Raw genomic sequence first — 21,484 nt, forward strand, 5'->3', positions numbered from 1 at the left:
GGAGATGAAAATGAAAGGTTTTTTGGTGATCTTCTTTACCCAACAGAACCGTCGTTATCAGGGAAAGATGCTCGGCGACTGGATCGTAGATTTGGCGAAAGAAATGGGACTACGTGGTGCGACCCTATCTACGGGTATCGAGGGTTTTGGGCATACCGGTCGGCTGCACTCCTCTCATTTTTTTGAACTGGCGGATCAGCCTACCGAGATTCGCATGGCTATCACCGAGGATGAATCTGAACGGTTGTTCCAGCGATTGGAGCTTGAGGAAATCTCGGTGTTTTACATAAAGACTCCAATTGAAATGGGCTTCGTCGGCAAAAAAACCACTTAACCCGGCATCCTTTTATCAGGCACGCCTCAGGATATCTGCCAGTGCTTACTGCCCCTGTAACATGATTTTACATTTTGAGCGGAGCTAGCTAAGATCGACGGATTGGAGATGGCATTCCTCCATTAACCAACCGCTGCGCCCGTAGCAGCTGATGATGCCTACAGAAACCTGATCAAACCAGGTCTGTAGGCGTTCGCGCTCAGAATCCCCTTTTTGGTCAGGCCCACTTACTTTTTTGTGGCTGGCCAAATGTCTAAATTTCGACGACCTGAACAACTCGACTTACTGCCCTATATAGCGAAATGGCTTGCGCTTGCAGGTCTTGTAGCCTTGTTGGCAGGTTCTGCTTCTGCGTTATTCCTCCTATCTTTGGATCATGCCACCCAGTGGCGAGAAGCCCATCCCTGGGTGATCTGGCTCCTGCCAGTGGCTGGCTTTGCTGTGGGACTTGCATATCACTTGATAGGCAAACCCGTTGATGCCGGAAACAACCTGATCATCGATGAAATCCATGATCCTAAGAAGATCGTGCCTTTGCGCATGGTGCCGATGGTGCTAATCGGAACCGTGGTTTCCCATCTCTTCGGTGCATCTGTGGGACGTGAGGGTACGGCTGTGCAAATGGGCGGTGCTCTTGCCGATCAACTGACGCGTATCTTCAGGCTACGCCGCGAAGATCGTCGGGTGATTCTCATGGCCGGTATCAGTGCTGGCTTTGCGTCCGTCTTCGGCACACCTCTCGCGGGAGCTTTGTTCGGACTTGAAGTATTGGCCATTGGACGTATGCGTTACGACGCGCTGTTCCCTTGTGTGGTTGCCGCAATCGTTGCTGACCAGGTGGGGCAAGCCTGGGGAGTGGTTCACACGCATTACGTCATTGGCGAAGTGGTTCCGGTGCAGCTGTGGAGCGTCATGGCTGTGGTGGCAGCTGGGATTGTCTTTGGTCTTACCGGCCTGCTATTCGCGACAGCGACCCACAAGCTCGGAGCCTTCGTTAAGCGGCTTATCACCTATTCACCATTAAGACCCTTCGCCGGCGGCCTGCTGATCGCAGTCGCGGTGTGGGCGCTCGGTAGTAACCATTACATCGACGTTGATAAGTACATCGGGCTAGGCATTCCGAGCATCGTCCAATCCTTTCAAATGCCAATGGCCCCTTGGGATTGGCTTGGAAAGATGGTGTTCACCGTTGTCTCCTTGGGCACTGGATTCAAAGGCGGTGAAGTGACACCGCTGTTTTACATCGGTGCCACCTTGGGGAATGCGCTGGCTCCCCTCTTGCACCTTCCCTTCGGCATGCTGGCTGGTATCGGCTTTGTCGCCGTCTTTGCCGGTGCAGCTAATACGCCACTGGCAACCATCGTTATGGCCATGGAGCTCTTCGGGCCCGAAATTGCTCCGCTTGCAGCCATTGCCTGTATCGCAAGTTACCTCGTATCCGGACACACCGGGATCTATCACGCCCAGCGCGTCGGCCACAGCAAGCATCACCGTCCTCTTCCGGAGGAAATCCGGCTCTCTGATATCAAGCAATTTCATGCTCAAAGTGAATCCGCCAGCGAGCGGAAAGTGACTCTTGTGGGGGAAGAGAAATGATTGAACATCACCAAGATCGCCTGACAGCTTTGCAGCTCTATTTTCCTGGTGCTAGTAGGGCTCGAGTGACTAATTTCTGGCATCACCTGAGTGCGCCCGCGCTTGCCCAGCATCTACTTAAAGTGGCCCAAAAAGCCAAGATTGAGCAGGTCATGCTCAAACCGATTTCTGCAGGCTATTTGCCGGGCCATCGCATTTCCCATCATCACCCGGAGCTTGGTGATATGCGTCATCCCCAGTGTCTGGAATTGCTGGATACAGAGGGCAAGCTGCGCACGTTCCTGCGCGACCACGCTGACGAGTTGCGCAAGGTACGAGCAGTTCTTCTCTTATGCGAATTACCGCTCAGTGAGGCCTTGTAATTCAGTTCGAAGAAACAGTTCGCAAATGAAGAGGCATGGGCGACCAGGCGTTGGTCGCTCTCGCCACATTAGAGGATGTTGCCATGAACGGCTTTCAACTGACGTTTTTCACTGAACAGAGTACCAACTACCAGCACCTTCCACTGGGGGAGTGGCTGGTCGACTTCGCCAAGCGACAAGGTGTTCTGGGAGCAACGCTGGTGAGCGGTACGGAGGGGCTAGATCATTTGGGGCATTTGCATACGGCGCATTTCCTCAGCGGTGCCGATCATCCCGTCACGGTGACTATATCCACTGATGAAATTGGGTGCGACAGGTTGCTGGAGGCATTGGCCAAGGAGTCGTTTTCACTGAGCTATATCAAATTGCCCATCGAATACGGTCGAGTGGGCCAGGCGAAAAACTAAAAAATCCCGTTTTGGGCAACCAACAAAAAAGGATGAGCGCCATGTATCGAGTTTATAACCTCCGTCCACAGCCAGCTCCTGCTAACTGGGCCCGTGACAATAGGCACCTCATCGTGGGTCTGGTTTTTTGGTCACTTTTTCTGGCGGGCATTGCGGGTAGCCAGCGCGTATCGAGCGATGGCTGGTACGTCGTATCCCAGCTTGAGGGCGCGTTGGTGACGATGCGTATGCCCAGTGAGAAATCCTGCAAGGCCGATGTGGCTCAGACCTGTGTACCTGGCTACGAGCTGAGAGCACAGCAACGTTGAACGTTACGAGCACGACGGTGGTGGGCAATCCAAAAATGAGCTTGCGAATTGGAGCTCACCGACGTCGGCTCATCAAAACCACTTTAGAGAAATGGGAGACCACATGAGCGCAGTGATGCCAAGCATCGTATTTGGGCTTGTGATGGGCAGGTTTTTTACAGGATCCGTCTATGAATTCGCCGCGCTTTTCGTCGTAAGCGTTGGAGTGTCGTTGCTGACCTTTTATCTGCTAATTCAAAGACGGGCCAGGCTACAAGCCCAGACTGCGTACTGCTGCTCTGTGATGGTTGCCTCCAACCAAATGCTGGAGCTTTTCCAGATGGCAAAGGGAGGGCAGTTCATGCCCTTGGTTGGGGAGATTCCTGAACTAATTATTGGAGGTTTCTTGGTTCCCGCAATTGCGGTGGCGACAGTCCAGCTGTTCAGGATACTCAGCGAGAGCTGACGTTCGACCCAGAGACCTCTCAACGTATTCGCATGGTTAATGACGTTCCCGAATCGTTCCTTGGAGAAGATCAATGAAAACGCAAATCCAGGCTATTCATGCTCGTGAAATTCTCGACTCACGCGGTAATCCAACCGTAGAAGTCGACGTCACATTGGAATCCGGAGCTCGGGGTCGGGCATCGGTTCCATCCGGTGCGTCTACAGGCGTTCACGAAGCAGTCGAGTTGCGTGACCAAGATATCCAGCGGTATGCCGGCAAAGGAGTGTTGAAGGCCGTAAGCAATGTGAATACCGAGATACTTGAGTCCCTGATAGGCCAGGATGCAACTGATCAGGAACAGGTAGATCATCTGATGATTAAGCTGGATGGAACCGCTGATAAATCCAGGCTCGGAGGAAACGCTATCTTGGGCGTCAGCCTGGCCGTTGCCAGGGCAGCCGCTTCTGCCATGAACCTGCCGTTGTTCCAGTACCTTGGCGGCGACCAGGCCGCAAGAATGCCCGTGCCGATGTTCAATATCCTCAATGGCGGAGTGCATGCCAATTGGCAAGGGCCTGACTTTCAGGAATTCATGATTGCACCTACAGGCGCAGGCTGCTTCAAGGAAGCCTTACGATGGGGAGCAGAGGTTTATCACGAACTGAAATCGGTACTCAAGGACGCGGGCTACTCCACTGCAGTTGGAGATGAGGGCGGCTTTGCGCCGGCACTCAAGAAAAACTCAGATGCTATCGAGCTGATCATTAAGGCGATTGAAAGGGCCGGCTACACACCTGGTTCTCAGATTGAGATCGCTATCGATCCAGCATCAAGCGGTTTCTTTGAAAACGGCCTTTACCATTTGCGCTCGGAAAATCGCAAGGTCGATGCCCAAGAGCTGATTAGCCTCTATTCCTCATGGGTCGACAAGTACCCGATTGCGGTACTGGAAGATGGACTCGCGGAAGATGATTGGTCGGGGTGGAAGCTATTGAATGCGGCGCTGGGTGACCGGATAGAGCTGGTGGGAGATGACCTGTTTGTCACCAACGTCGAACGGATTCAGCGAGGAATTACCGAAAAGGTTGCCAACGCTGTACTGATTAAACCCAATCAAATCGGAACTCTGACAGAGACCAAAGCCGCCATTGAAATGGCATACGGGGCAAATTGGGGAGCAATGGTTTCTCATCGAAGTGGGGAGACCGTGGACAGCTTCATCGCTGATCTGACAGTCGCCATGGGCACTGGCCATCTCAAGACAGGTGCTCCATGCCGGGGGGAGCGGGTCGAGAAATACAATCAGTTTCTGCGAATAGAAGAGCACCTGGGAAGCCGTGCCATTTATGCAGGACATGATGCATTTGTGCGGTGATACCCACCGATTTGAGGCCAAGCAGATTGAAACGAGAGAGACGTAATGACCCCGTCCGAGAGGCTAGTCGAATGGAACAAGAGATGGAGAATCCAGAGCGGAATTGTCATTTGTCGAAAGTGCGCCGCGCAGCAGCCCGAGACGTTGAGTAATCAACCTTTCGCCCATGGCTTTGGCTGTGCGGAGGTCAGCTCGCAATTTTCGCAACCTTGGGCTGACTTGGATGCGATTAGAAGGTTATCCGTCCTATAGCCGGTAAATCTGTTGGTTGGTTAGCGTAAAAAATCGAATCACGTGTATCCGTTGGCAAAAAAGTCAGCGGCCTTTGCCTTTCATAGTCGCTTGGAGATATGAGCATGAGCTACACGGACATTCCAGCTGGTAACGCGATTCCCGATGACTTCTTCACTGTTATCGAGATTCCTGCAAACCACTCGCCGATCAAGTACGAGGTGGACAAGCCAAGCGGACAGATCTTCGTTGACCGCTTCCTCAGCACGCCGATGTTCTACCCGGCCAACTACGGGTTCATTCCAAACACGCTGAGCGATGACGGCGATCCTCTTGACGTTTTGGTGATTTGTCCTTACCCGGTATCACCTGGCGTTGTCATTCGTAGTCGCCCGGTTGGTGTGATGTACATGACGGACGAAGCTGGAGCGGATGCCAAGGTCATCGCTGTGCCTCATGACAAACTCAGCTCTATGTACAACGACGTCAAGGAGTGCTCAGACCTCCCTGCATTACTGCTCGCGCAGATCCAACACTTCTTCGAAAACTACAAGGCATTGGAGCCGGGTAAGTGGGTGAAGATGGGCCGTTGGGGGAGCGCAGATGAAGCGCGGGAAGAGATTCGCAAGTCAGTAGCTGCGTATACCCCCACATAGGTCTTACGCCAGATTGAATACGTTAGCCGGGAGTAGGTACTGAGGGGCAAGTGACTTGTGATTGGCCTCTCAGTCGTTCGGAACATCAAATGTCCTGGGGAACACACGCATGGAAAAATGGATGGCTTATGCCTTCATCTCAATGTTTTTTGCCGGGTTCACGTCTGTGATCGCCAAGATGGGCCTCGCAGGTATCTCAGGCGAGCTTGGTCTGACAATCCGTACCTTGTTCGTGTGTGCTTTTGTACTCTTATTCGCGGCATGGGCCGTTCCGACGCAAGAAGTGGCCAACATCACGAGCCGGAATCTGTCTTGGCTTGGCTTGTCTGGAGTGACCACTGCCTTGTCGTGGATCTTTTACTACAAGGCTCTGAAGGTAGGGGATGTCGCCACGGTGGCACTGATAGATAAAGGTAGCGTGGTCGTTGCCATGCTGCTCGCCGGTCTGGTGCTTCGAGAGGTCATCACGTTGCGCATGATCGCCGGTGCAGGCCTGATCGTGGTCGGTCTGCTGGTCATTGCCAAGAAACCCTGACTAGATTCTCAGGCATTCAACGTTTTGAACCAATAGGCACGAAAATGGCATTCACTTCTTAGAGCATCTTTGGATGCTTGCGGTTCGCCAGACAGACCAGGACATAATTTCAGTAAGGATGGTTTTTGTGGGATGGATTTTTTTGTTGCTCGCCGGTGTTTGTGAGATTTTCTATGCAGCCGCGATGCCGCGAACTGACGCGTTTACTCGATTGTGGCCAAGCATCTTTTGTGCAGTGTTCATTTGCCTAAGCATGTATCTGTTGTCACTGGCCACGCGCACTATTCCTGTCGGTACGGCCTACGCGGTGTGGGTTGGGATCGGTGCGCTGGGTACAGCTGTCTATGGGATTACCATACTGGGCGAAGATCGCAGTGCAATGCGAATCTTCTGCTTCTTTCTCATTTTGGCCGGGATTGTCGGGCTGAAATTTCTCGCCGCAGAGAATCACTAAATTGAATCAGGGATGACCCTATGGCTTTGAAAATTCGTACGGCAGTGGCATCAGATGCAGAAGCCATCCAGCGCATTTATGCCCCCATAGTTTCGAACACGGCGATCTCATTCGAAGAGACCCCGCCAACCGTTGAGGAGATTGCTCAGCGGATAGCGACGACACTCCAGACATATCCCTACCTTGTGGCTGAAGAAAGTGGTGAGATCAAGGGATATGCATACGCAAGCCAGCATCGCGTACGTGCAGCCTACCGATGGGCTGTTGACGTGACGGTGTACATAGCTGAATCAGCTCGCCGCCAGGGTGTTGGCCGCGAACTCTACGAGACTCTACTTCCAATACTTGAGAAACAGCGGTTTCGCGCCGCTTACGCTGGAATCGCGCAGCCCAATGAAGGCAGCGTGAGACTGCATGAGTCGCTGGGATTCGTGCACATAGGCACATATCCGGAGGTAGGCTTCAAGCTTGGAAATTGGCACGACGTCGGCTACTGGCGACTCGGGCTCTGCCAAGCGACTCCTCCGTCGGAGCCGATTCTCTTCCCTGAGCTTGCAGTCACACCACAGTAGGTGTACTCGTTTTGCCTCGCGAGCGATCAGACTTCGCTTTTGAGATAGCTTTGCACTTGCTTGACTACATCTCGAGCGGTGCGGGTTACTCCGATCAATGTCGCAGAGGCGAGCCCCGTCCAATCGCCGTAACCCACCAGCCACAGATTGGGTGAAGCAACACTCCGGTTTTCGTTCACAGCCACTTTGCCATCCTGGCCTACAATGCCCAGGCTGTTCAGGTGGTCGAGCGCTGGAGAAAACCCAGTGCACCAGATGACGACATCCACCGCTGTTTCGTCTCCTGATGACCAGACAACGCCTGTTGAAGTGAAGTGCGTGAATGGCCGTACAGCGCTCAATACACCACGTTCACGAGCGTCCTTCACCGATGGCACCATTACGATGTCGCCCAGCCCCCCAGCGGGTTGTTCAGGCTCCACACCTTCCTGTTGCGCCTTCAATCGAGCAGTAGCTCGTTCGAACAGGGCACGCCCATCAACCTCATCAGGTAGAAACTTTGGAGCCTCTTGAGTCACCCAGGTTGCCTGAGCCACTTTAGAAACCTCGGCGTAAATCTGGGCTCCCGAGTTGCCACCACCCACGACAAGGACGGTTTTCCCCTCAAACTCATCCGGCCCAACGTAATGAGCGGAATGAAGCTGCTGCCCTACGAACAACTCCTGTCCGGGATAGCTCGGAGTAAATGGGCGGCTCCAGGTGCCTGTTGCACTGATAACCGCTTTGGCATCCCAGTTTCTATCCCCGGAGACAACCCGTAATCCTTCTTCGATTTTCTCGACACGGGTCACCCTGGTGGATCGGATGATGGGGAAGTCATATCGACGCTCGTACAGAGTCAGATAGTCGATAACATCATCACGGTGAGGTGTTTCTTCTGATACGGCAGGCATCGGCCAGCCTGCAATCGAGCTCCATGCCGATGGAGAGAAGAGTCGCAACGAATCCCAGCCATGCCGCCAGGCTCCTCCTGGTGCCGACTCCGCATCGAGCAGCACGTAAGACAAGCCTGACCGCTTCAAAAAATAGGCGACTGTCAGCGCGGATTGACCACCGCCAATGACCACAACATCAAGTTTCGAATTCTGACTCACCAGCATCCTCCAGGCTCAATCGCGGCACCTCACCGTCGTCGTATCAGACTCTGCGACCGTGCTCATCAATGACCACTTGGCCGTCCTCTTTGACGAAACTCCCACGCTGCTCTTGCGGTAACAAATCGAGCACAGCTTCTGACGGACGACACAAACGCGTCCCCAAAGGCGTCACGACGATGGGGCGATTGATCAGGATAGGGTGAGCCATCATGGCATCGATGAGCTGTTCGTTCGTCAGTGATGCATCGCCCAATCCTAGCTCTTCGTACGGAGTGCCTTTGATACGCAAAAGAGCCCGCACCCCGATACCCATATCCTCAATGAGTCTGACAAGTGTGGTGCGATCAGGCGGGTTCTTCAGGTACTCGATAACCGTCGGTTCTTCCCCGCTGTTACGGATCAACTCCAAGGTGTTGCGAGAGGTGCCGCATTCGGGGTTGTGATAGATCGTGATCTGGCTCATATCGCTTCCTCGTGCTGACGTTAGATGGAACGCTGGTTGACGCGCTTGGAAAGCTCTTCGGCGGACTCTTTACGCTCGGAGTACCGATCAACCAAATAATCCTGGCGATCCCGCAGCAGCAGGGTGAACTTCATCAGTTCTTCCATCACGTCCACGAGTCGGTCGTAGTACGAGGACGGCTTCATACGACCTGCCTCGTCGAACTCGGTAAATGCCTTGGCCACCGAAGATTGGTTTGGGATGGTGAACATCCGCATCCATCGGCCCAGTACGCGCAGCTGATTGACCACGTTGAAAGATTGCGAGCCACCGCAGACCTGCATCACTGCAAGGGTCTTCCCTTGCGTAGGTCGTACAGCACCTATCGCCAGCGGAACCCAGTCAATTTGGGCTTTGAATACTGCGCTCATGGAGCCGTGACGCTCAGGGGAGCACCACACCTGTCCCTCAGACCATTGCATCAACTCGCGCAGCTCAGCGACCTTTGGATGTGTATCGGGAGCGTCATCCGGAAGCGGCAGACCCGATGGGTCAAAGATCTTGGTTTCAGCACCAAACTCATTCAGCAGGCGTGCCGCCTCTTGCGTGACTAACCGGCTGAATGAGCGCTCTCGCGTTGATCCATACAGCAGAAGAATGCGAGGTTTATGGAGCGAAGGCGTACGAGGCGATAGTTGCTCCAGCGAAGGAATGTCGATCAGGTCGGCGTGTACGTTCGGCAATGTGTCTTGCATAAAAACTCCTACGGCGGCGCCAGGTTGGGCACCGCCTCGGTTGATCTTTAAAGCGAACCGATGCGATTCAGTTCAGCTTTCAACTGTTCAGCGCTGATGGTCTTCAGTGGCAGCGCAAGAAATGCGCTCACGCGCTCGTGAATTTTGGCGAGTGTGGTTTCAAACGCTGCGGTGATCTCGGCTTCCGACCCGCTAGCGTCAGACGGGTCGGCCAGACCCCAATGCGCCTTCAAAGCTGGCCCAAAGAAGATTGGGCATGCCTCACCCGCAGCCCGGTCACAGACAGTGATCACGATGTCGGGAGGCGAGCCTTCAAAAGCATCCGAAGCCTTGCTGCTCAAACCCGCCGTGGAGATACCCGCCGCCTCGAGCGTTTGCAATGCCCGTTGATTCACCCGGCCACTGGGAAAGCTTCCTGAGCTGACTGCTTCTACACCCTCGGGCGCCAAGTGGTTGAAAAGCGCCTCGGACAGAATGCTGCGGCAGCTGTTGTGGGTGCACATGAACAAGACTTTCATCAGACGATTCCTTGATTCAGAAACTGAGGCGCAGTGCCAGGGCGGACAATGTGGCGACGAGGATGGGTACGGTCAGCACGATCCCAGTCTTGAAGTAGTAACCCCAACTGATCGTTATATTTTTCCGGGCGAGCACGTGCAGCCACAACAGAGTTGCCAAGCTCCCAATTGGAGTGATCTTCGGGCCCAAATCGCAGCCGATGATGTTGGCGTAAACCATCGCTTGCTGGACTACACCATCGACTTCAGCGGCATGAATGGATAAGGCGCCTACCAGAACGGTGGGCATGTTGTTCATGATCGAAGACAGCAACGCTGTTAGCAGCCCTGTACCAAGGGACGCGCCCCAAACGCCATAACCAGCGAACACGTTCAGGATCTGCGCGATGTGATCGGTCAGGCCGGCGTTCTTCAGGCCATAAACAACCAGATACATACCCAAAGAAAAAATCACCACCTGCCATGGCGCCTCTTTGAGCACCTTGCTCGTGTTGATGGCGTGACCACGAGCCGCGATGACATAAAGAATGAATGCACAGACCGCTGCAATGGCGCTGATTGGCACCCCCAATGGCTCAATGACAAAGAAGCCAATCAGGAGTAGTGCCAGCACCCACCAGCCGGCTACAAAAGTGGCCCGGTCGTGGATTGCCTCGTCCGGATTGTCCAGTTGGTTGAGGTCATAGGTCTTTGGTAAATCTTTGCGGAAAAACCACAGCAGCATGGCTAATGTCGCCGCCACGCTGACGATGTTTACCGGCACCATGATCGAAGCATATTCGTTGAAGCCGATATCGAAATAGTCGGCAGAAACGATGTTGACCAGATTGGAAACCACCAGCGGTAAGCTCGCCGTATCGGCGATAAAACCGGCTGCCATAACGAATGCCAACGTAGCAGCAGGAGAAAAACGCAACGCCAGCAACATCGCGATCACAATGGGTGTGAGGATCAATGCTGCTCCGTCATTGGCGAACAGGGCCGACACCGCTGCGCCCAGCAGGACAATAAATGCGAACAGCTTGCGGGTGCTCCCGCCTCCCCATCGGGCCACATGCAGCGCAGCCCACTTGAAAAAACCAGCTTCATCAAGCAGCAAACTAATGATGATAACCGCAATGAACGTCCCGGTAGCATTCCAGACGATGCGCCAGACCTCGGGTATGTCTGCAAGAGTAACGACGCCTGCCAGCAACGCCACGATGGCACCCAACGTGGCACTCCAACCAACTCCGAGCCCCTTGGGCTGCCAGATAACGAGCACGATGGTGGCGATAAATATCAATACGGCAATCAGCATTTCGTTAATCCGGTTGGGCGTGAATCAGCTGCACACGGCCTGGTTGATCGGACGTTCGTTCATACCGCACAGGCGTTTAGTCTCGGTTTCCAGCCATTGCTGATTGGCGTCTACGACTTCTTTCAAAACCGCAGTTACCCACGCAGGCAAATCGGGATTCAGGCGGTAGTACACCCACTGACCCTGGCGACGATCCATCAGCAAGCCTGCTGAACGAAGCAGCGCCAAGTGACGAGAAATTTTGGGCTGATTCATCTCAAGAGCGGCTGTCAGCTCGCAGACACATAACTCGCCTTCACTCACGACGAGCAGCGAAATTTTTGCTCGGGTGTCATCCGACAGGCACTTGAATAAAGTGGTGGGGTTCATGGGTTCTGTCATAGATCCTCCAGGTGTTTGGTCTTGACCAAAACGAAGAGCTTGATGCGCTCGTGGATGTCGTGGAGCGTATGGCGAAATGCGCCAGGATCATCGCTGGTTACTGGGTCAGGAAAATCCCAGGCAATGACTTCACCTGCGCTGGGCATTGGTAGGCATTCGCTTGCGGATTTATCACAAAGAGTGATTACGTAATCAAATCGATCAGCTTGAAACTCGCTGATGGACTTGCTGCGCAGGCCCGTTGCATCGACTCCAACCGCCTCCAATGCTTGAGTCGTGCGCAGATCAACCTCAGACGGTTCAGATCCTGCGCTGAAGGCCTCGAAGCGCGGGTCGGTGTGCCGCAGCAAAGCCTCTGCAAGCAGGGAGCGGGCTGAGTTGGCAACGCACACGAAAAGCACTTTGATAGCAGGGCTCATGGTGGAACTCGATACATATGGAAAATCGAATATACGCTTTGGCGAATATTCGGTAAAGCGAATATGATGTCTGCTGTTTCGGCATGGCCCTAACGCTCCATGCGTGTCGGCATAAAGGAGATGAGAGGATGGAGGGCAATATGATGATCCAGGCAAAGGAAATAGCCGGAGGACAGTGGCAGCGCTTTCGCGATGCGCTGAAATCTGCTGATCTTCCAGCAGACGACATTGATCTTCCAGGCCGAACCTTTTTTGAGTTCACACTGGACAGTGAGACGGTCGCATGGGGAGGATTCGAAACCCATGGTACGGACGGGTTGTTGCGTTCTCTGGTCGTAGTGTCGACATACAGATCGAAGGGGGTCGGTATCGCGGTGCTTCAGGTCATTGAAGCGATAGCTGCCGAGCAGGGAATCGCTCGATTTCATTTGCTGACAACAACTGCTTCAGGATTTTTTGAGCAGCAGGGCTATGCAGTAAATCAACGAGGCTCAGCGCCACCTCTGATTTCTCAGACGGAGCAGTTCAGGGGGCTTTGCCCTGGCTCGGCTTGCTACATGTGCAAGGCATTATCTGCGAATGCACGAAAGTAGCTGATCACCTTGGTGATGGCTTTTAGCCTCGATGCCAGCTAGATTTGGAACTTTCTACGATCAAGGATGGATATGAAAAAGCTCATCGCAGTAATGGGGATCTGTGTCGCACTTGGCGGTTGCGCTACGTCCCACTACACCGCAGGGCGAGACTTTCCGTCGGCCAGTGTAGCGAGCATCACCAAAGGCAAAACGACGACTACTGAGTTGAAGTCCCTGTTTGGTGAGCCCTATGCCAAGAGTGCTGTCAGCGAGACTGACGAAAAGTGGATCTACACCTACACCAATGGCTCAGCCCATGCCCAAAGCTACGTGGTCACCATGAAGGTGACGACTACGGGCACCCAGAAAACTCTCGACGTCTTGATCCGAAATGACGTGGTCATCAACTACACGTTCAGCGAAGGCCCCGCTCCAGGCACTACCACTGCGACGAACTGAGACTGCCACCTGCAATAGGCCATCTAATGATCTCAGTCAGTTGGATGGAGCGCGCAAGTCAGAGGAGGTAATCGATAAACCAGGAGAAGCCTCATTTGCCGATGGATTCAGGTATGAGTCGATCACCTAGCGCGTTGAGACAGGTCACTCCCTTTCGCGAGTAACCTGCGATTCATCGCGGTTGACTATTTCTTCCTAGGCTTTCCCGCGTCATCACGCTTATCGCGGACTTGGCCATCTTGATTCCGAGAGCGAGGCTGGACGCCACCTCCCGGCTTCGGAACTGTTACGTTTGGATTCAAAGGTCGTCTATCGGTCATACTGTCTCCTTGGTTACCCACACGGTGAACGATGGCTCAACCATGAACATTTCTTGTGTCGCAGGCATCTCGAAAATCCACAGCGCCGTTGCTGAGCGTAGACCACGAGCACGGCGAGAGAAGAGGTTGTGTTCAAAATTGCTGCCGTCGAATGAGCGATGCTAAAACTCATCGCTTGGCGGGCAGTGGAGCGCTCTGACCACTACAAGAAAGCTTCAGGCCCTTATCACGAGCAAGCTGTTTAGCTTGGGATTTGAAGATGTTTAGCGGAGAAAAATCAGACATGGCAAAGGTTCCTAAATCAACGACGCTTAGGTGTCCGATTGCCTGTTCACCGGGCAGCGTCTGGTTAGGGACATGCCGATGTAAAACTGAAGGGTGTCACAGATGGGCTATTGCTTCGCGAAACAGGCGCCAGGCGACCATCACCGCCTAGCCTGATCATAGGTCAGAGGAAATAGCCCCGCAATACCCCGCTGACGGATAAAACCAAACCAGAGCTAAGGAAGAAATGACGCCACTGGATTGTCACTTTTAAACGCTGAGGGTGGCTGTTCTATAGAGAACAGGACATGCGAAAGGAGTGTATTTCAAAATATTTCAAGGAAGAAACGTCGTATCCCGCGATTTAGAAGGGCTGGGCATACATACAGGGGCGAAATGGATCCAACCACTGATTTGCGCACAAGTTATCCACAGGCTTGTTACCTTGCAATGTCATTTTGACCCCATTATCTTGTAGGTCATCTCTACAACAGCACTACATGTTGTGTTTTTGGCGAGAGGCTTAGGTTTCAGTGAACACAGCGGGTATGCGTGCGAAGTTTGGACGCCGAGCACACATACCCGCCAATCCCTGAGCCAATGCGGACACTGGTGGGACGCGCATTAGAGAAAAACCGACTTTGGATGTCAACCATTCAGCTCGGCTTTCCGCTCAAGGGTTGCTCCTGCCTACTCGATTTTTTCTAGATACAGGAGCACCTAATCGTGCCGAAAAATCCTAAACAAACATCGTCTCCTGTGGCCAGCCTGGCCTCCAAAATCCTGCGTAGTGATAGCTCCTCGGCCATCCAGAAGGAATTGGCAGGTTCGGCCATGGCTCAAGCTTCGACCGGCAAGCAAACCGGTGCCGATATGGAGACTAAAGCCAGTCATGTCCTCGATAGCAACAAGTACAACGCCACCACCAAGACCCTAGCGGCCTCGGTACTTGCCCAATCGAACAAAGAGCGGGGTGAGTAAAAATGGCTCAGTATTTCGTGAACCGCAATGCACAGACCAATGGTGACCACGAGGTGCATACCAGTACGTGCATCTATTTGCCGGCACTCCATAACCGCCTTGATCTTGGCTATCACACCACCTGTGTGACCGCTGTTCGCCAGGCTCGCAACACCTACCGGCAATCGAACGGATGCCGGACGTGCTCCTCGGTATGTCATACCCAGTAGTTTTTAAAGTCTCATCGGGCGCGGGCAGCTTTGCTGCTGCCCCTCGTTAAAGTTGATTGGATTCCCGGCATTAAGTCTATTGAAGGTCGCTTTTGATGATTCACGATCATGAATACAGCCTATTGGGCGGGGTTAATCGAGCTTTGATTGGCAGGTATCTGACACTACTAGCAAGCGCGATTTCCGGCATTGCGGTTTTTTTGCTGCTATCAGCTGAAGATTTGGCTAAAAAGTATAATCTGCCTGTAAATCTTCCACCGACAGCCCTGTCGCTAATTGGCGCAGGTATAGTCTTTGCCTTGCTATACGCTTTATTCAATAAGACGGTTTGGAAATGGCGTTGGGCAGTCAAATATCTAAAAGTCCCTGACCTGTCGGGAGAGTGGCACTGCACTGGAACGACACTGGACATCGGAGGAAATCCGATTCGCAGTTGGGAAGCAGATGTATATATCTGTCAAACCTGGGACAAGATCAGAGTGCGCTTGAAGACTCACCAATCGGGCTCAAACAGTATCACTGCGGCCTTGGTTCACGATGAGGCTGACGGATACCGCCTTCTTTATAACTATCAGAATGATCCTAATCCCGGCGAGCCTGAGCTTCGAGGACACGTTGGCAGTGCAAATCTATTATTTACCAAGTTATTAGATAGCGCACAGGGTGACTATTTTAACGGTTACGGTCGGCCCACCTATGGGCGAATAGAGCTGAGGAGAAAGAATGAGCACGTCAATTAATGATCGAATTAACCGTCTACGCTCTAGACGCTCAGGGCTAGATAGATCCTCTGTAATCGCAATGGATGCGAAGGATTTCATCGTAAACCGAAGCCTCACAAAAGAAGCGTGGGAACATAGGGTTAAAGACAAGCCGAATACAACTTTTGCTTTAGGAGCGATGCAGGAGGTAGATCCTACCTACACCCGCATCAGCATCGAAACCGCAGAACGGGTTAGCAACCAGTTGTCGAAGAGGACAAGCGGTAATCTCGAATTTGAGCTACAGGGATCAGTACCACTGAATGTCCATATTCGAGGGGTCAGTGATGTTGATCTTTTAGCAATAGAAGCTGACTTTCATACCTATGATGCGCGTGGGTACATGAGTACATCGGGTCAGTACCGCTCACCGACCTCACGCACTTCAGTTGGGGTGTTAACCGCTCGCAGGGGCGAAATTAGTAAAGCTCTTCGTGATGCGTTTCCCGCTGCGACGATTGACACTTCTGGCTCTAAGGCCATCAAATTGCAAGGAGGGTCATTAGCACGTCCAGTAGACGTCGTGCCCTCCCACTGGCATGACACCATCACTTACCAAGCCTCTGGTCAGAAACATGACCGCGCTGTCACTATCCTAGATTCGCATAAAAGTACCACGATTGAAAACTGGCCTTTCCTGCACATCAAAAAGGTACGAGAACGATGTGAAACCACGGGTGGTGGACTCCGCAAATCAATAAGGTTATGTAAAAACATAAAGGCAGAGCTCGAGGCAGAGGGAAAACCTGTAACAATCTCAAGCTTTGATATTGCCTCAATAATGTACCATGCCAACATGCATAGCCTCTCCGCTGGTGCCTACTACGAATTAGCGATATTGGCCGAGACCCAAAGATATCTGGATTACTTATGGAACAACAAGGAAGAAGCGAGGCGACTGATAGTGCCAGATGGATCTCGCTTTATATTTAACACGGAAGACAAGTTTAACGGCTTGCTGCATCTCTCCGTGGCCATGGACAGCCTCCTTCGGGAGGTCGCTAAAGAGCAAAGCTTCCTGCTGAGCTTATCCGAGAAGCCTATGCTGGATGCCAGCAGGGTAGCTGTGACCAACGCGGTGATTTTCTAAAGGCAGTCATTGGATAATTTTAGAAAACGCTTTAAACCTGCTTGAGGAGTTTTTAGCACCGCTTTTGACGGTGTTAGGCCTTTCTACGGAAGGTGCCAACACTCGCTGGAATACTACATGTCCCACTTTCGCCGTTCACAGATTTCAGTAGTGAAGGAGCTTCAATCTTACTATTGACTGAAGTTGAGACTCGCACCTTGAGTATGAATATAAACATATAGGTAGGGGGCAATTGGCTGCCGTATACCCTAACCAGGATTACTTGCTCGATGGAAGGCTGACAGGTGAGCGTTTTGACTCCTAGACGCGGGTGGTATGCACACAACTTGATGTCTTGATGATGTGGATTCTGATAAAGGGGAGCGATCAGAATAGATAGCTCGGCAGGAACAGAGGCGTATCTCAGCTTTCAGTGGCGCTGCGTAGCCCCCTTCAATGTGACAAAGATGCAGGCCTTTTTGGCGCCTTTGGGAAAACCCAGAAGCCGTCGAGGTACTTGCGGGTCATGTCGTTCATCGCCAGGTTGCGCCCCAGGTTGCCGATGATCAGACCGGCCACCACCATCGCAATCGGCGCCGAGACGTGCAGCTCGGTGGCCATCGCCGAACCGCCGATCACCAGCGCCAGGGTCAGCATCACCGTGATCTGATGCTGCTGGACGCTCTTGATCATCCGGTACACCCCATAACCGATCAGCCCGCCGAACAGCACACCGCCAATGGCTTCGTGCACGAACAGCATGGCCGTGGCGCTGAGGGTCGGCGTCTCACCCAGTTGGGCGATGCCCAGCAGCACGGTGAACACCACAACGGCAGTGCCGTCGTTGAACAGCGACTCGCCGACGATGGTGGTTTTCAGCGGCTTGGAGGCATTGGCGGTACGCAGTACGCCGAGCACTGCGATCGGGTCTGTAGGCGAAATCAGCGCGCCGAACAGCAGGCAGTAGAGGAAGCTCACGTGCCAGCCGAACAGGGCAAAGATGTAAAAAGCGAGGCTGCCGATCACGACGGTGGCAATCAGCACGCCGAAAGTGGCCAACAGGCCGATGGGCCAGCGGTAGCTGCGCAGGTCGTTGAGGTTGACGTGCAGGGCGCCAGCGAACAGCAGGAACGACAGCATCCAGTTCATCAGCAGATCGCCGAAGTCAATCTGGCCGATCAGTTGCTGCACGCGTTCTTCGAGGCCGGGATAGCCGAGCACGCTCAGGCCTTGCAGCAACAGGGAGAACATCAGCGCGGTGACCATCACGCCGATAGTCGGCGGCAGGCCGATGAAGCGGTAATTGACGAAGGTGAGAAGGGTGGTGAGGCAGATAAAAGCGGCGACAAGTTCTAGCATCCGGGCTCCATTGGATGGGGGTGGAAAGACAGCGCCCCGATTCTTCGGTGCAAAGGTTGGATGGGCTGTTTCGGGGTGGGGACACAATCATGCCCCCTCGGTTGGTCAGCCGCAGACATTGGTGTAGGGTCAACAAAAAAATCAAGGAGTGGGACGTGGCGGCGACAGTTCTGGTGTTAATGGCGGCGCTGTTGCATGCGACGTGGAATACCCTGATCAAGTTCAGTGCCGAACGGCTGCTGGTGGTGGCGTGCATGGACACGGTGGCGCTGCTGTTTGTGGCGCTGGTGTCACCCTTTATCAGCTTGCCGCCGCTGGACATCTGGCCGTGGATTCTGGCTTCCGCGGCGTTCGAGTTGCTGTATCGCTATCTGCTGATTCAAGCCTATCGGGTCGGCGACCTCGGGTTGGTCTATCCGCTGATGCGCGGCTTGTCGCCGCTGGTGGTGCTGGCGCTGACCCTGATCTTCGCCGGCGAAGTGCTCACTGCGCAGCAGATCTTCGGGATCATGCTGATTCCACTGGGCATGGCCTGCCTGCTTTGGCAGGGCGGCGGTGGCAAACATCTCCCTTGGTCGATGCTACCGGTGGTGGCGCTGATCGGCTTGTGCATCGGTTGCTACACCTACATCGATGGTCAGGCCTTGCGGCGCTGGTCGCATCCACTGGATTACCTGGTCTGGGTCACGCTGTTCAGCGCCTGGCCGTTTCCGTTGCTGGCGTGGGTGGCGAAACGCCCGGCGTTTATGGTGTTCTGGCGCGAGCAATGGAAGCTGGGCCTGGCGGTCGGGTTCTGCGTGTTGTTCAGCTACGCTCTGGTGCTGTGGGCGATGCAGTTGGGCTCGATTGCCGAAGCGGCGGCATTGCGTGAGATCAGCGTGATTCTGGTGGTGCTGTTCGGCATGCGGTACTTGAAAGAACCTTTCGGCAGGCCGCGGCTCTTAGCCTGTGGGCTGGTGCTGATCGGCATGCTGGTGATGAAGTTCTGACCGCCCGCCATTTCCAACACTCGAAAAAAGGACGGCGTTATGACGGTGGCTCTGTGGTGTGTATTGATCGCGATTTTCCTGCCGTATGTGTGCACGATCGTGGCCAAGGTCTCAGGCGGTTTCAGGCTCAGTGACAATCATGATCCTCGGGATTTTCTCGATAGCGTGGGCGGCGTCGCCCGACGGGCGCATGCGGCGCAGTTGAACAGCTTCGAGGTGATGCCGGCATTTGCTGCCGCAGTGATTGTTGCGCATCTGGTGGGCACGGCGCAGCTGGTGACGGTGAATGTGCTGGCGGTGCTGTTTATCACCAGTCGCCTGCTGTACATCATCTGCTACCTGGCGGATTGGGCGATCTTGCGGTCGCTGGTGTGGTTTGTCGGGATGGGGCTGATTGCTGCGTTCTTCTTTGTGTCGGTCTGAATCTCGGGTGTTGCTGCCGGCCTCTTCGCGAGCAAGCCCGCTCCCACAGGTATCAATGGCGAGCACAAATCCTGTGTACACCAAAGAACCCTGTGGGAGCGGGCTTGCTCGCGAAGGGCGATAGCTTAGGCGCCGAGGCGCTCAAGGTTTGTCCTTCACCGTATCGGCGACTTGAGGCACTTGCGGCAACGCCACACCTTTAGGCCAGAGCATCCAGATCTGTCCCTGCTGTTTCATGTCCCCGGCCAGTTGCCCGGCAGCATCGCCGGTGCCCCAGAACAGATCCGCACGCACCTCGCCGGCAATCGCGCCACCGGTGTCCTGCGCCGCGACCGGGCGAACCAAAGCGCTGCCGTCCGGGCGGGTGGTCGACAGCCACAGCAGGCTGCCCAACGGAATCACCTTGCGATCCACCGCTGCGCTGTAGCCGGCGGTCAGCGGCACATTGAGCGAGCCGCGTGGGCCTTCGTTGCTGTCCGGGTTGCGGGTGAAGAACACGTAGCTCGGGTTGCTGCCCAGCAGTTCCGGGATGCGCGACGGATTGGCCTTGGCCCAGTTGCTGATCGCGCTCATGGTCACGTCTTCTTTCTTCAGCTCGCCTTGCTCGACCAGCCAGCGCCCGATCGGCCGGTACGGATGGCCGTTCTGGTCGGCGTAGGCGATGCGCAGTTGTTTGCCGTCCGGTGTCTGAATCCGCCCGGAACCCTGAATCTGCAAAAACTGCAGGTTCATCGGATCGGTCAGGTACGCCACTACCGGCGCTTTGACGCCTTTGGATTCGATGGTCGCCGCGTCGTCGTAAGGCTTCAGTACCCGGCCTTCGAGACGGCCACGCAGGCGCTTGCCCTTCAGTTCCGGGTAAATGCTGTCCAGCGAGACGATGATCATGTCTTCCGGCACGCCGTACACCGGCACATTCGCCACGTCGGTGGGTGTCAGGCTGCCGGGGTAGACCGGTTCGTAGTAACCGGTGATCAGACCGTTGGGGTTGTCATGCTCGGCGCGCAGTCCGAACACGTCGAGGTTCTGCTTGAGGAACGCGCGAATCTCGTTGGCGCTTTGCGGCACGTTGGCGGCTGCCGCGCAGGTGCCGCCCCAGACCGGATCAGCCTTGAGTCGGGTGCAGGCGCTGCGCCATGAACCGAAACCGGCGACCAGATCGCTGTCGGACACCGCCGGCAAGGCTTCCCAAGTGGCGCTGGAATAAGTGGCCAAGGCATGGGTTTTCGGTTTGGCAGTGTCGCCACCGGTGCAGCCGGCAAGGATTGCCAGCAGTGGCAGGGTTGCGATCAGTGGGTGACGCCAGGCCTTGAAACGGCTGTTCATGGAGTGATTCCTGTGCCGGTTGCCCAAGTGCTCCATGCGCTCCGGCAACCCGTATTTTTAATAGGGCTATTGGTGTTTGTCGGCGACGCGAGGATACTGGCCGCCGAATTCCGTGACCTGAAGCCACCATGACTCTTAAAAGAATTTCTGTTGTATTGCTGGCCTGTCTGACCTTGTCCGCCTGTGGCGGCGTCGATCCGAATTCTCCGCTGGGGCAACGCAAGGCGATCTTCAAACAGATGCTCAAGACCGGCGAAGACCTGGGTGGCATGTTGCGCGGACGCATTCCGTTCGACGGGCCGAAATTCGCCGAAGGCGCGGTGAAGCTTGATGCGTTGTCGCATGAACCGTGGAAGCATTTCCCGCAGGTGCGTGAAGAAGATCACACCAGCGCCAAGGACGATGTCTGGCTGCGTCAGGCCCGCTTTCAGGAATTGGCCCGTAACCTTGAGGCGGCCACCGGTGAACTGGTGATCGCCAGCAAGGTTCAGCCGTACAAGGCCAGTAACCTCGGGCCAGCGGTGCAGAAAGTTGAGGATGCCTGCAGCGCTTGCCATAAAGAGTTTCGCGATCATTGATT

Annotated in this window: 27 protein-coding genes, 1 pseudogene and 1 riboswitch; of the genes and pseudogenes, 19 read left to right on the forward strand and 9 right to left on the reverse strand. The window is 54.4% G+C overall.

All coding sequences use genetic code 11. The features are described 5' to 3' along the window. Positions 1-10: 10 nt before the first annotated feature. From V3W27_RS03265 to V3W27_RS03315, 11 genes are all read left to right on the forward strand, one after another. On the forward strand, positions 11-334 hold the full coding sequence (locus V3W27_RS03265; protein ID WP_007247313.1) for a DUF190 domain-containing protein: 324 nt from the start codon (positions 11-13) through the stop codon (positions 332-334). 95 nt (positions 335-429) lie between these two features. After that, positions 430-502, forward strand: a riboswitch (Fluoride riboswitch). An 81-nt stretch (positions 503-583) separates the two neighbouring features. After that, entirely contained in the window at positions 584-1,930 is a 1,347-nt protein-coding gene (locus V3W27_RS03270) for a voltage-gated chloride channel family protein (RefSeq protein WP_330205903.1), read from the forward strand. Then, positions 1,927-2,292, forward strand: a complete 366-nt coding sequence (locus V3W27_RS03275) for a hypothetical protein (RefSeq protein WP_007247311.1) — start codon at positions 1,927-1,929, stop codon at positions 2,290-2,292. The genes V3W27_RS03270 and V3W27_RS03275 overlap by 4 nt, the downstream gene beginning before the upstream one ends. An 83-nt stretch (positions 2,293-2,375) precedes the next feature. Further along, on the forward strand, positions 2,376-2,699 hold the full coding sequence (locus tag V3W27_RS03280; RefSeq protein WP_007247310.1) for a DUF190 domain-containing protein: 324 nt from the start codon (positions 2,376-2,378) through the stop codon (positions 2,697-2,699). Positions 2,700-2,740: 41 nt separating this feature from the next. Next, positions 2,741-3,007 carry a hypothetical protein gene (locus V3W27_RS03285; RefSeq protein ID WP_007247309.1) on the forward strand — a complete coding sequence of 89 codons (267 nt, stop codon included), beginning with the start codon at positions 2,741-2,743 and terminating at the stop codon, positions 3,005-3,007. 103 nt (positions 3,008-3,110) lie between these two features. Beyond that, a complete protein-coding gene (locus V3W27_RS03290) occupies positions 3,111-3,452 on the forward strand; it encodes a hypothetical protein (protein WP_032639677.1) in 342 nt (113 codons plus the stop codon). Between the two features lie 73 nt (positions 3,453-3,525). Continuing rightward, complete coding sequence (gene eno, locus V3W27_RS03295; RefSeq protein ID WP_007247307.1) at positions 3,526-4,809, forward strand: phosphopyruvate hydratase; 1,284 nt, start codon at positions 3,526-3,528, stop codon at positions 4,807-4,809. Between the two features lie 356 nt (positions 4,810-5,165). Next, positions 5,166-5,696: an inorganic diphosphatase gene (ppa, locus tag V3W27_RS03300; protein WP_007247306.1), complete on the forward strand. Its 531-nt coding sequence runs from the start codon at positions 5,166-5,168 to the stop codon at positions 5,694-5,696. A 109-nt stretch (positions 5,697-5,805) separates the two neighbouring features. Then, complete coding sequence (locus tag V3W27_RS03305; RefSeq protein ID WP_122727953.1) at positions 5,806-6,231, forward strand: EamA family transporter; 426 nt, start codon at positions 5,806-5,808, stop codon at positions 6,229-6,231. 127 nt (positions 6,232-6,358) lie between these two features. Continuing rightward, complete coding sequence (locus V3W27_RS03310) at positions 6,359-6,685, forward strand: DMT family transporter (protein WP_204937129.1); 327 nt, start codon at positions 6,359-6,361, stop codon at positions 6,683-6,685. Between the two features lie 20 nt (positions 6,686-6,705). Further along, positions 6,706-7,257 (forward strand): arsinothricin resistance N-acetyltransferase ArsN1 family B, encoded by a 552-nt coding sequence (locus V3W27_RS03315; protein WP_177121871.1) that lies wholly within the window; start codon positions 6,706-6,708, stop codon positions 7,255-7,257. Positions 7,258-7,283: 26 nt separating this feature from the next. Here the strand turns inward: V3W27_RS03315 and V3W27_RS03320 are convergent, their stop codons facing one another. Genes V3W27_RS03320 through V3W27_RS03350 form a run of 7 tightly spaced genes read right to left on the reverse strand, consistent with a single transcriptional unit; the run spans position 7,284 to position 12,169 of the window. Then, the gene (locus tag V3W27_RS03320) at positions 7,284-8,357 is read right to left on the reverse strand and encodes an ArsO family NAD(P)H-dependent flavin-containing monooxygenase (protein ID WP_330205904.1); all 1,074 of its coding nucleotides are present in this window, start codon (positions 8,355-8,357) and stop codon (positions 7,284-7,286) included. Between the two features lie 37 nt (positions 8,358-8,394). Continuing rightward, complete coding sequence (gene arsC / locus V3W27_RS03325; protein WP_007247287.1) at positions 8,395-8,817, reverse strand: arsenate reductase (glutaredoxin); 423 nt, start codon at positions 8,815-8,817, stop codon at positions 8,395-8,397. 20 nt (positions 8,818-8,837) lie between these two features. Continuing rightward, the gene (gene arsH, locus V3W27_RS03330; RefSeq protein ID WP_096143209.1) at positions 8,838-9,551 is read right to left on the reverse strand and encodes an arsenical resistance protein ArsH; all 714 of its coding nucleotides are present in this window, start codon (positions 9,549-9,551) and stop codon (positions 8,838-8,840) included. A gap of 47 nt (positions 9,552-9,598) precedes the next feature. Then, positions 9,599-10,069: an arsenate reductase ArsC gene (locus tag V3W27_RS03335; RefSeq protein WP_003395039.1), complete on the reverse strand. Its 471-nt coding sequence runs from the start codon at positions 10,067-10,069 to the stop codon at positions 9,599-9,601. Between the two features lie 16 nt (positions 10,070-10,085). After that, a complete protein-coding gene (locus V3W27_RS03340; RefSeq protein ID WP_017844876.1) occupies positions 10,086-11,369 on the reverse strand; it encodes an arsenic transporter in 1,284 nt (427 codons plus the stop codon). Positions 11,370-11,393: 24 nt separating this feature from the next. Next, positions 11,394-11,750, reverse strand: coding sequence for a metalloregulator ArsR/SmtB family transcription factor (locus V3W27_RS03345; RefSeq protein WP_078733314.1), 357 nt, complete (start codon positions 11,748-11,750; stop codon positions 11,394-11,396). Further along, positions 11,747-12,169 (reverse strand): arsenate reductase ArsC, encoded by a 423-nt coding sequence (locus tag V3W27_RS03350; RefSeq protein WP_053177964.1) that lies wholly within the window; start codon positions 12,167-12,169, stop codon positions 11,747-11,749. Before V3W27_RS03350 ends, V3W27_RS03345 begins: the two co-directional genes overlap by 4 nt. Before the next feature lie 140 nt (positions 12,170-12,309). Here V3W27_RS03350 and arsN2 point away from each other — a divergent pair, with 140 nt between their 5' ends. From arsN2 to V3W27_RS03375, 5 genes are all read left to right on the forward strand, one after another. Next, a complete protein-coding gene (gene arsN2, locus V3W27_RS03355; protein WP_253278522.1) occupies positions 12,310-12,762 on the forward strand; it encodes an arsenic resistance N-acetyltransferase ArsN2 in 453 nt (150 codons plus the stop codon). 72 nt (positions 12,763-12,834) lie between these two features. Next, on the forward strand, positions 12,835-13,203 hold the full coding sequence (locus V3W27_RS03360; protein ID WP_038443869.1) for a hypothetical protein: 369 nt from the start codon (positions 12,835-12,837) through the stop codon (positions 13,201-13,203). Between the two features lie 1,310 nt (positions 13,204-14,513). Next, positions 14,514-14,768, forward strand: coding sequence for a hypothetical protein (locus V3W27_RS03365; RefSeq protein WP_025857575.1), 255 nt, complete (start codon positions 14,514-14,516; stop codon positions 14,766-14,768). Positions 14,769-15,072: 304 nt separating this feature from the next. Continuing rightward, positions 15,073-15,717: a Cap15 family CBASS effector gene (locus V3W27_RS03370; RefSeq protein WP_020309472.1), complete on the forward strand. Its 645-nt coding sequence runs from the start codon at positions 15,073-15,075 to the stop codon at positions 15,715-15,717. Continuing rightward, positions 15,701-16,828 (forward strand): hypothetical protein, encoded by a 1,128-nt coding sequence (locus tag V3W27_RS03375; protein WP_083375586.1) that lies wholly within the window; start codon positions 15,701-15,703, stop codon positions 16,826-16,828. Before V3W27_RS03370 ends, V3W27_RS03375 begins: the two co-directional genes overlap by 17 nt. A 477-nt stretch (positions 16,829-17,305) precedes the next feature. Here the strand turns inward: V3W27_RS03375 and V3W27_RS03380 are convergent. Next, a pseudogene (locus V3W27_RS03380) lies at positions 17,306-18,166 on the reverse strand (cation:proton antiporter); the annotation flags it as partial. A 155-nt stretch (positions 18,167-18,321) separates the two neighbouring features. On the opposite strand from V3W27_RS03380, the gene V3W27_RS03385 reads away from it, so the two are divergent. Both V3W27_RS03385 and V3W27_RS03390 read left to right on the forward strand, forming a co-directional pair. Next, complete coding sequence (locus V3W27_RS03385; protein WP_330205905.1) at positions 18,322-19,155, forward strand: EamA family transporter; 834 nt, start codon at positions 18,322-18,324, stop codon at positions 19,153-19,155. A 39-nt stretch (positions 19,156-19,194) separates the two neighbouring features. Continuing rightward, positions 19,195-19,578: an MAPEG family protein gene (locus V3W27_RS03390; protein WP_027610617.1), complete on the forward strand. Its 384-nt coding sequence runs from the start codon at positions 19,195-19,197 to the stop codon at positions 19,576-19,578. Positions 19,579-19,719: 141 nt separating this feature from the next. Here the strand turns inward: V3W27_RS03390 and mltA are convergent, their stop codons facing one another. Continuing rightward, positions 19,720-20,904, reverse strand: coding sequence for a murein transglycosylase A (gene mltA / locus V3W27_RS03395; protein ID WP_330205906.1), 1,185 nt, complete (start codon positions 20,902-20,904; stop codon positions 19,720-19,722). A 128-nt stretch (positions 20,905-21,032) separates the two neighbouring features. Here mltA and V3W27_RS03400 point away from each other — a divergent pair, with 128 nt between their 5' ends. Then, positions 21,033-21,482 carry a c-type cytochrome gene (locus V3W27_RS03400; RefSeq protein ID WP_027610619.1) on the forward strand — a complete coding sequence of 150 codons (450 nt, stop codon included), beginning with the start codon at positions 21,033-21,035 and terminating at the stop codon, positions 21,480-21,482. The last annotated feature ends 2 nt before the right edge of the window (positions 21,483-21,484 follow it).

This window comes from Pseudomonas sp. AM14(2022) (assembly GCF_036346455.1).
Classification (GTDB): Bacteria; Pseudomonadota; Gammaproteobacteria; order Pseudomonadales; family Pseudomonadaceae; genus Aquipseudomonas; species Aquipseudomonas putida_A.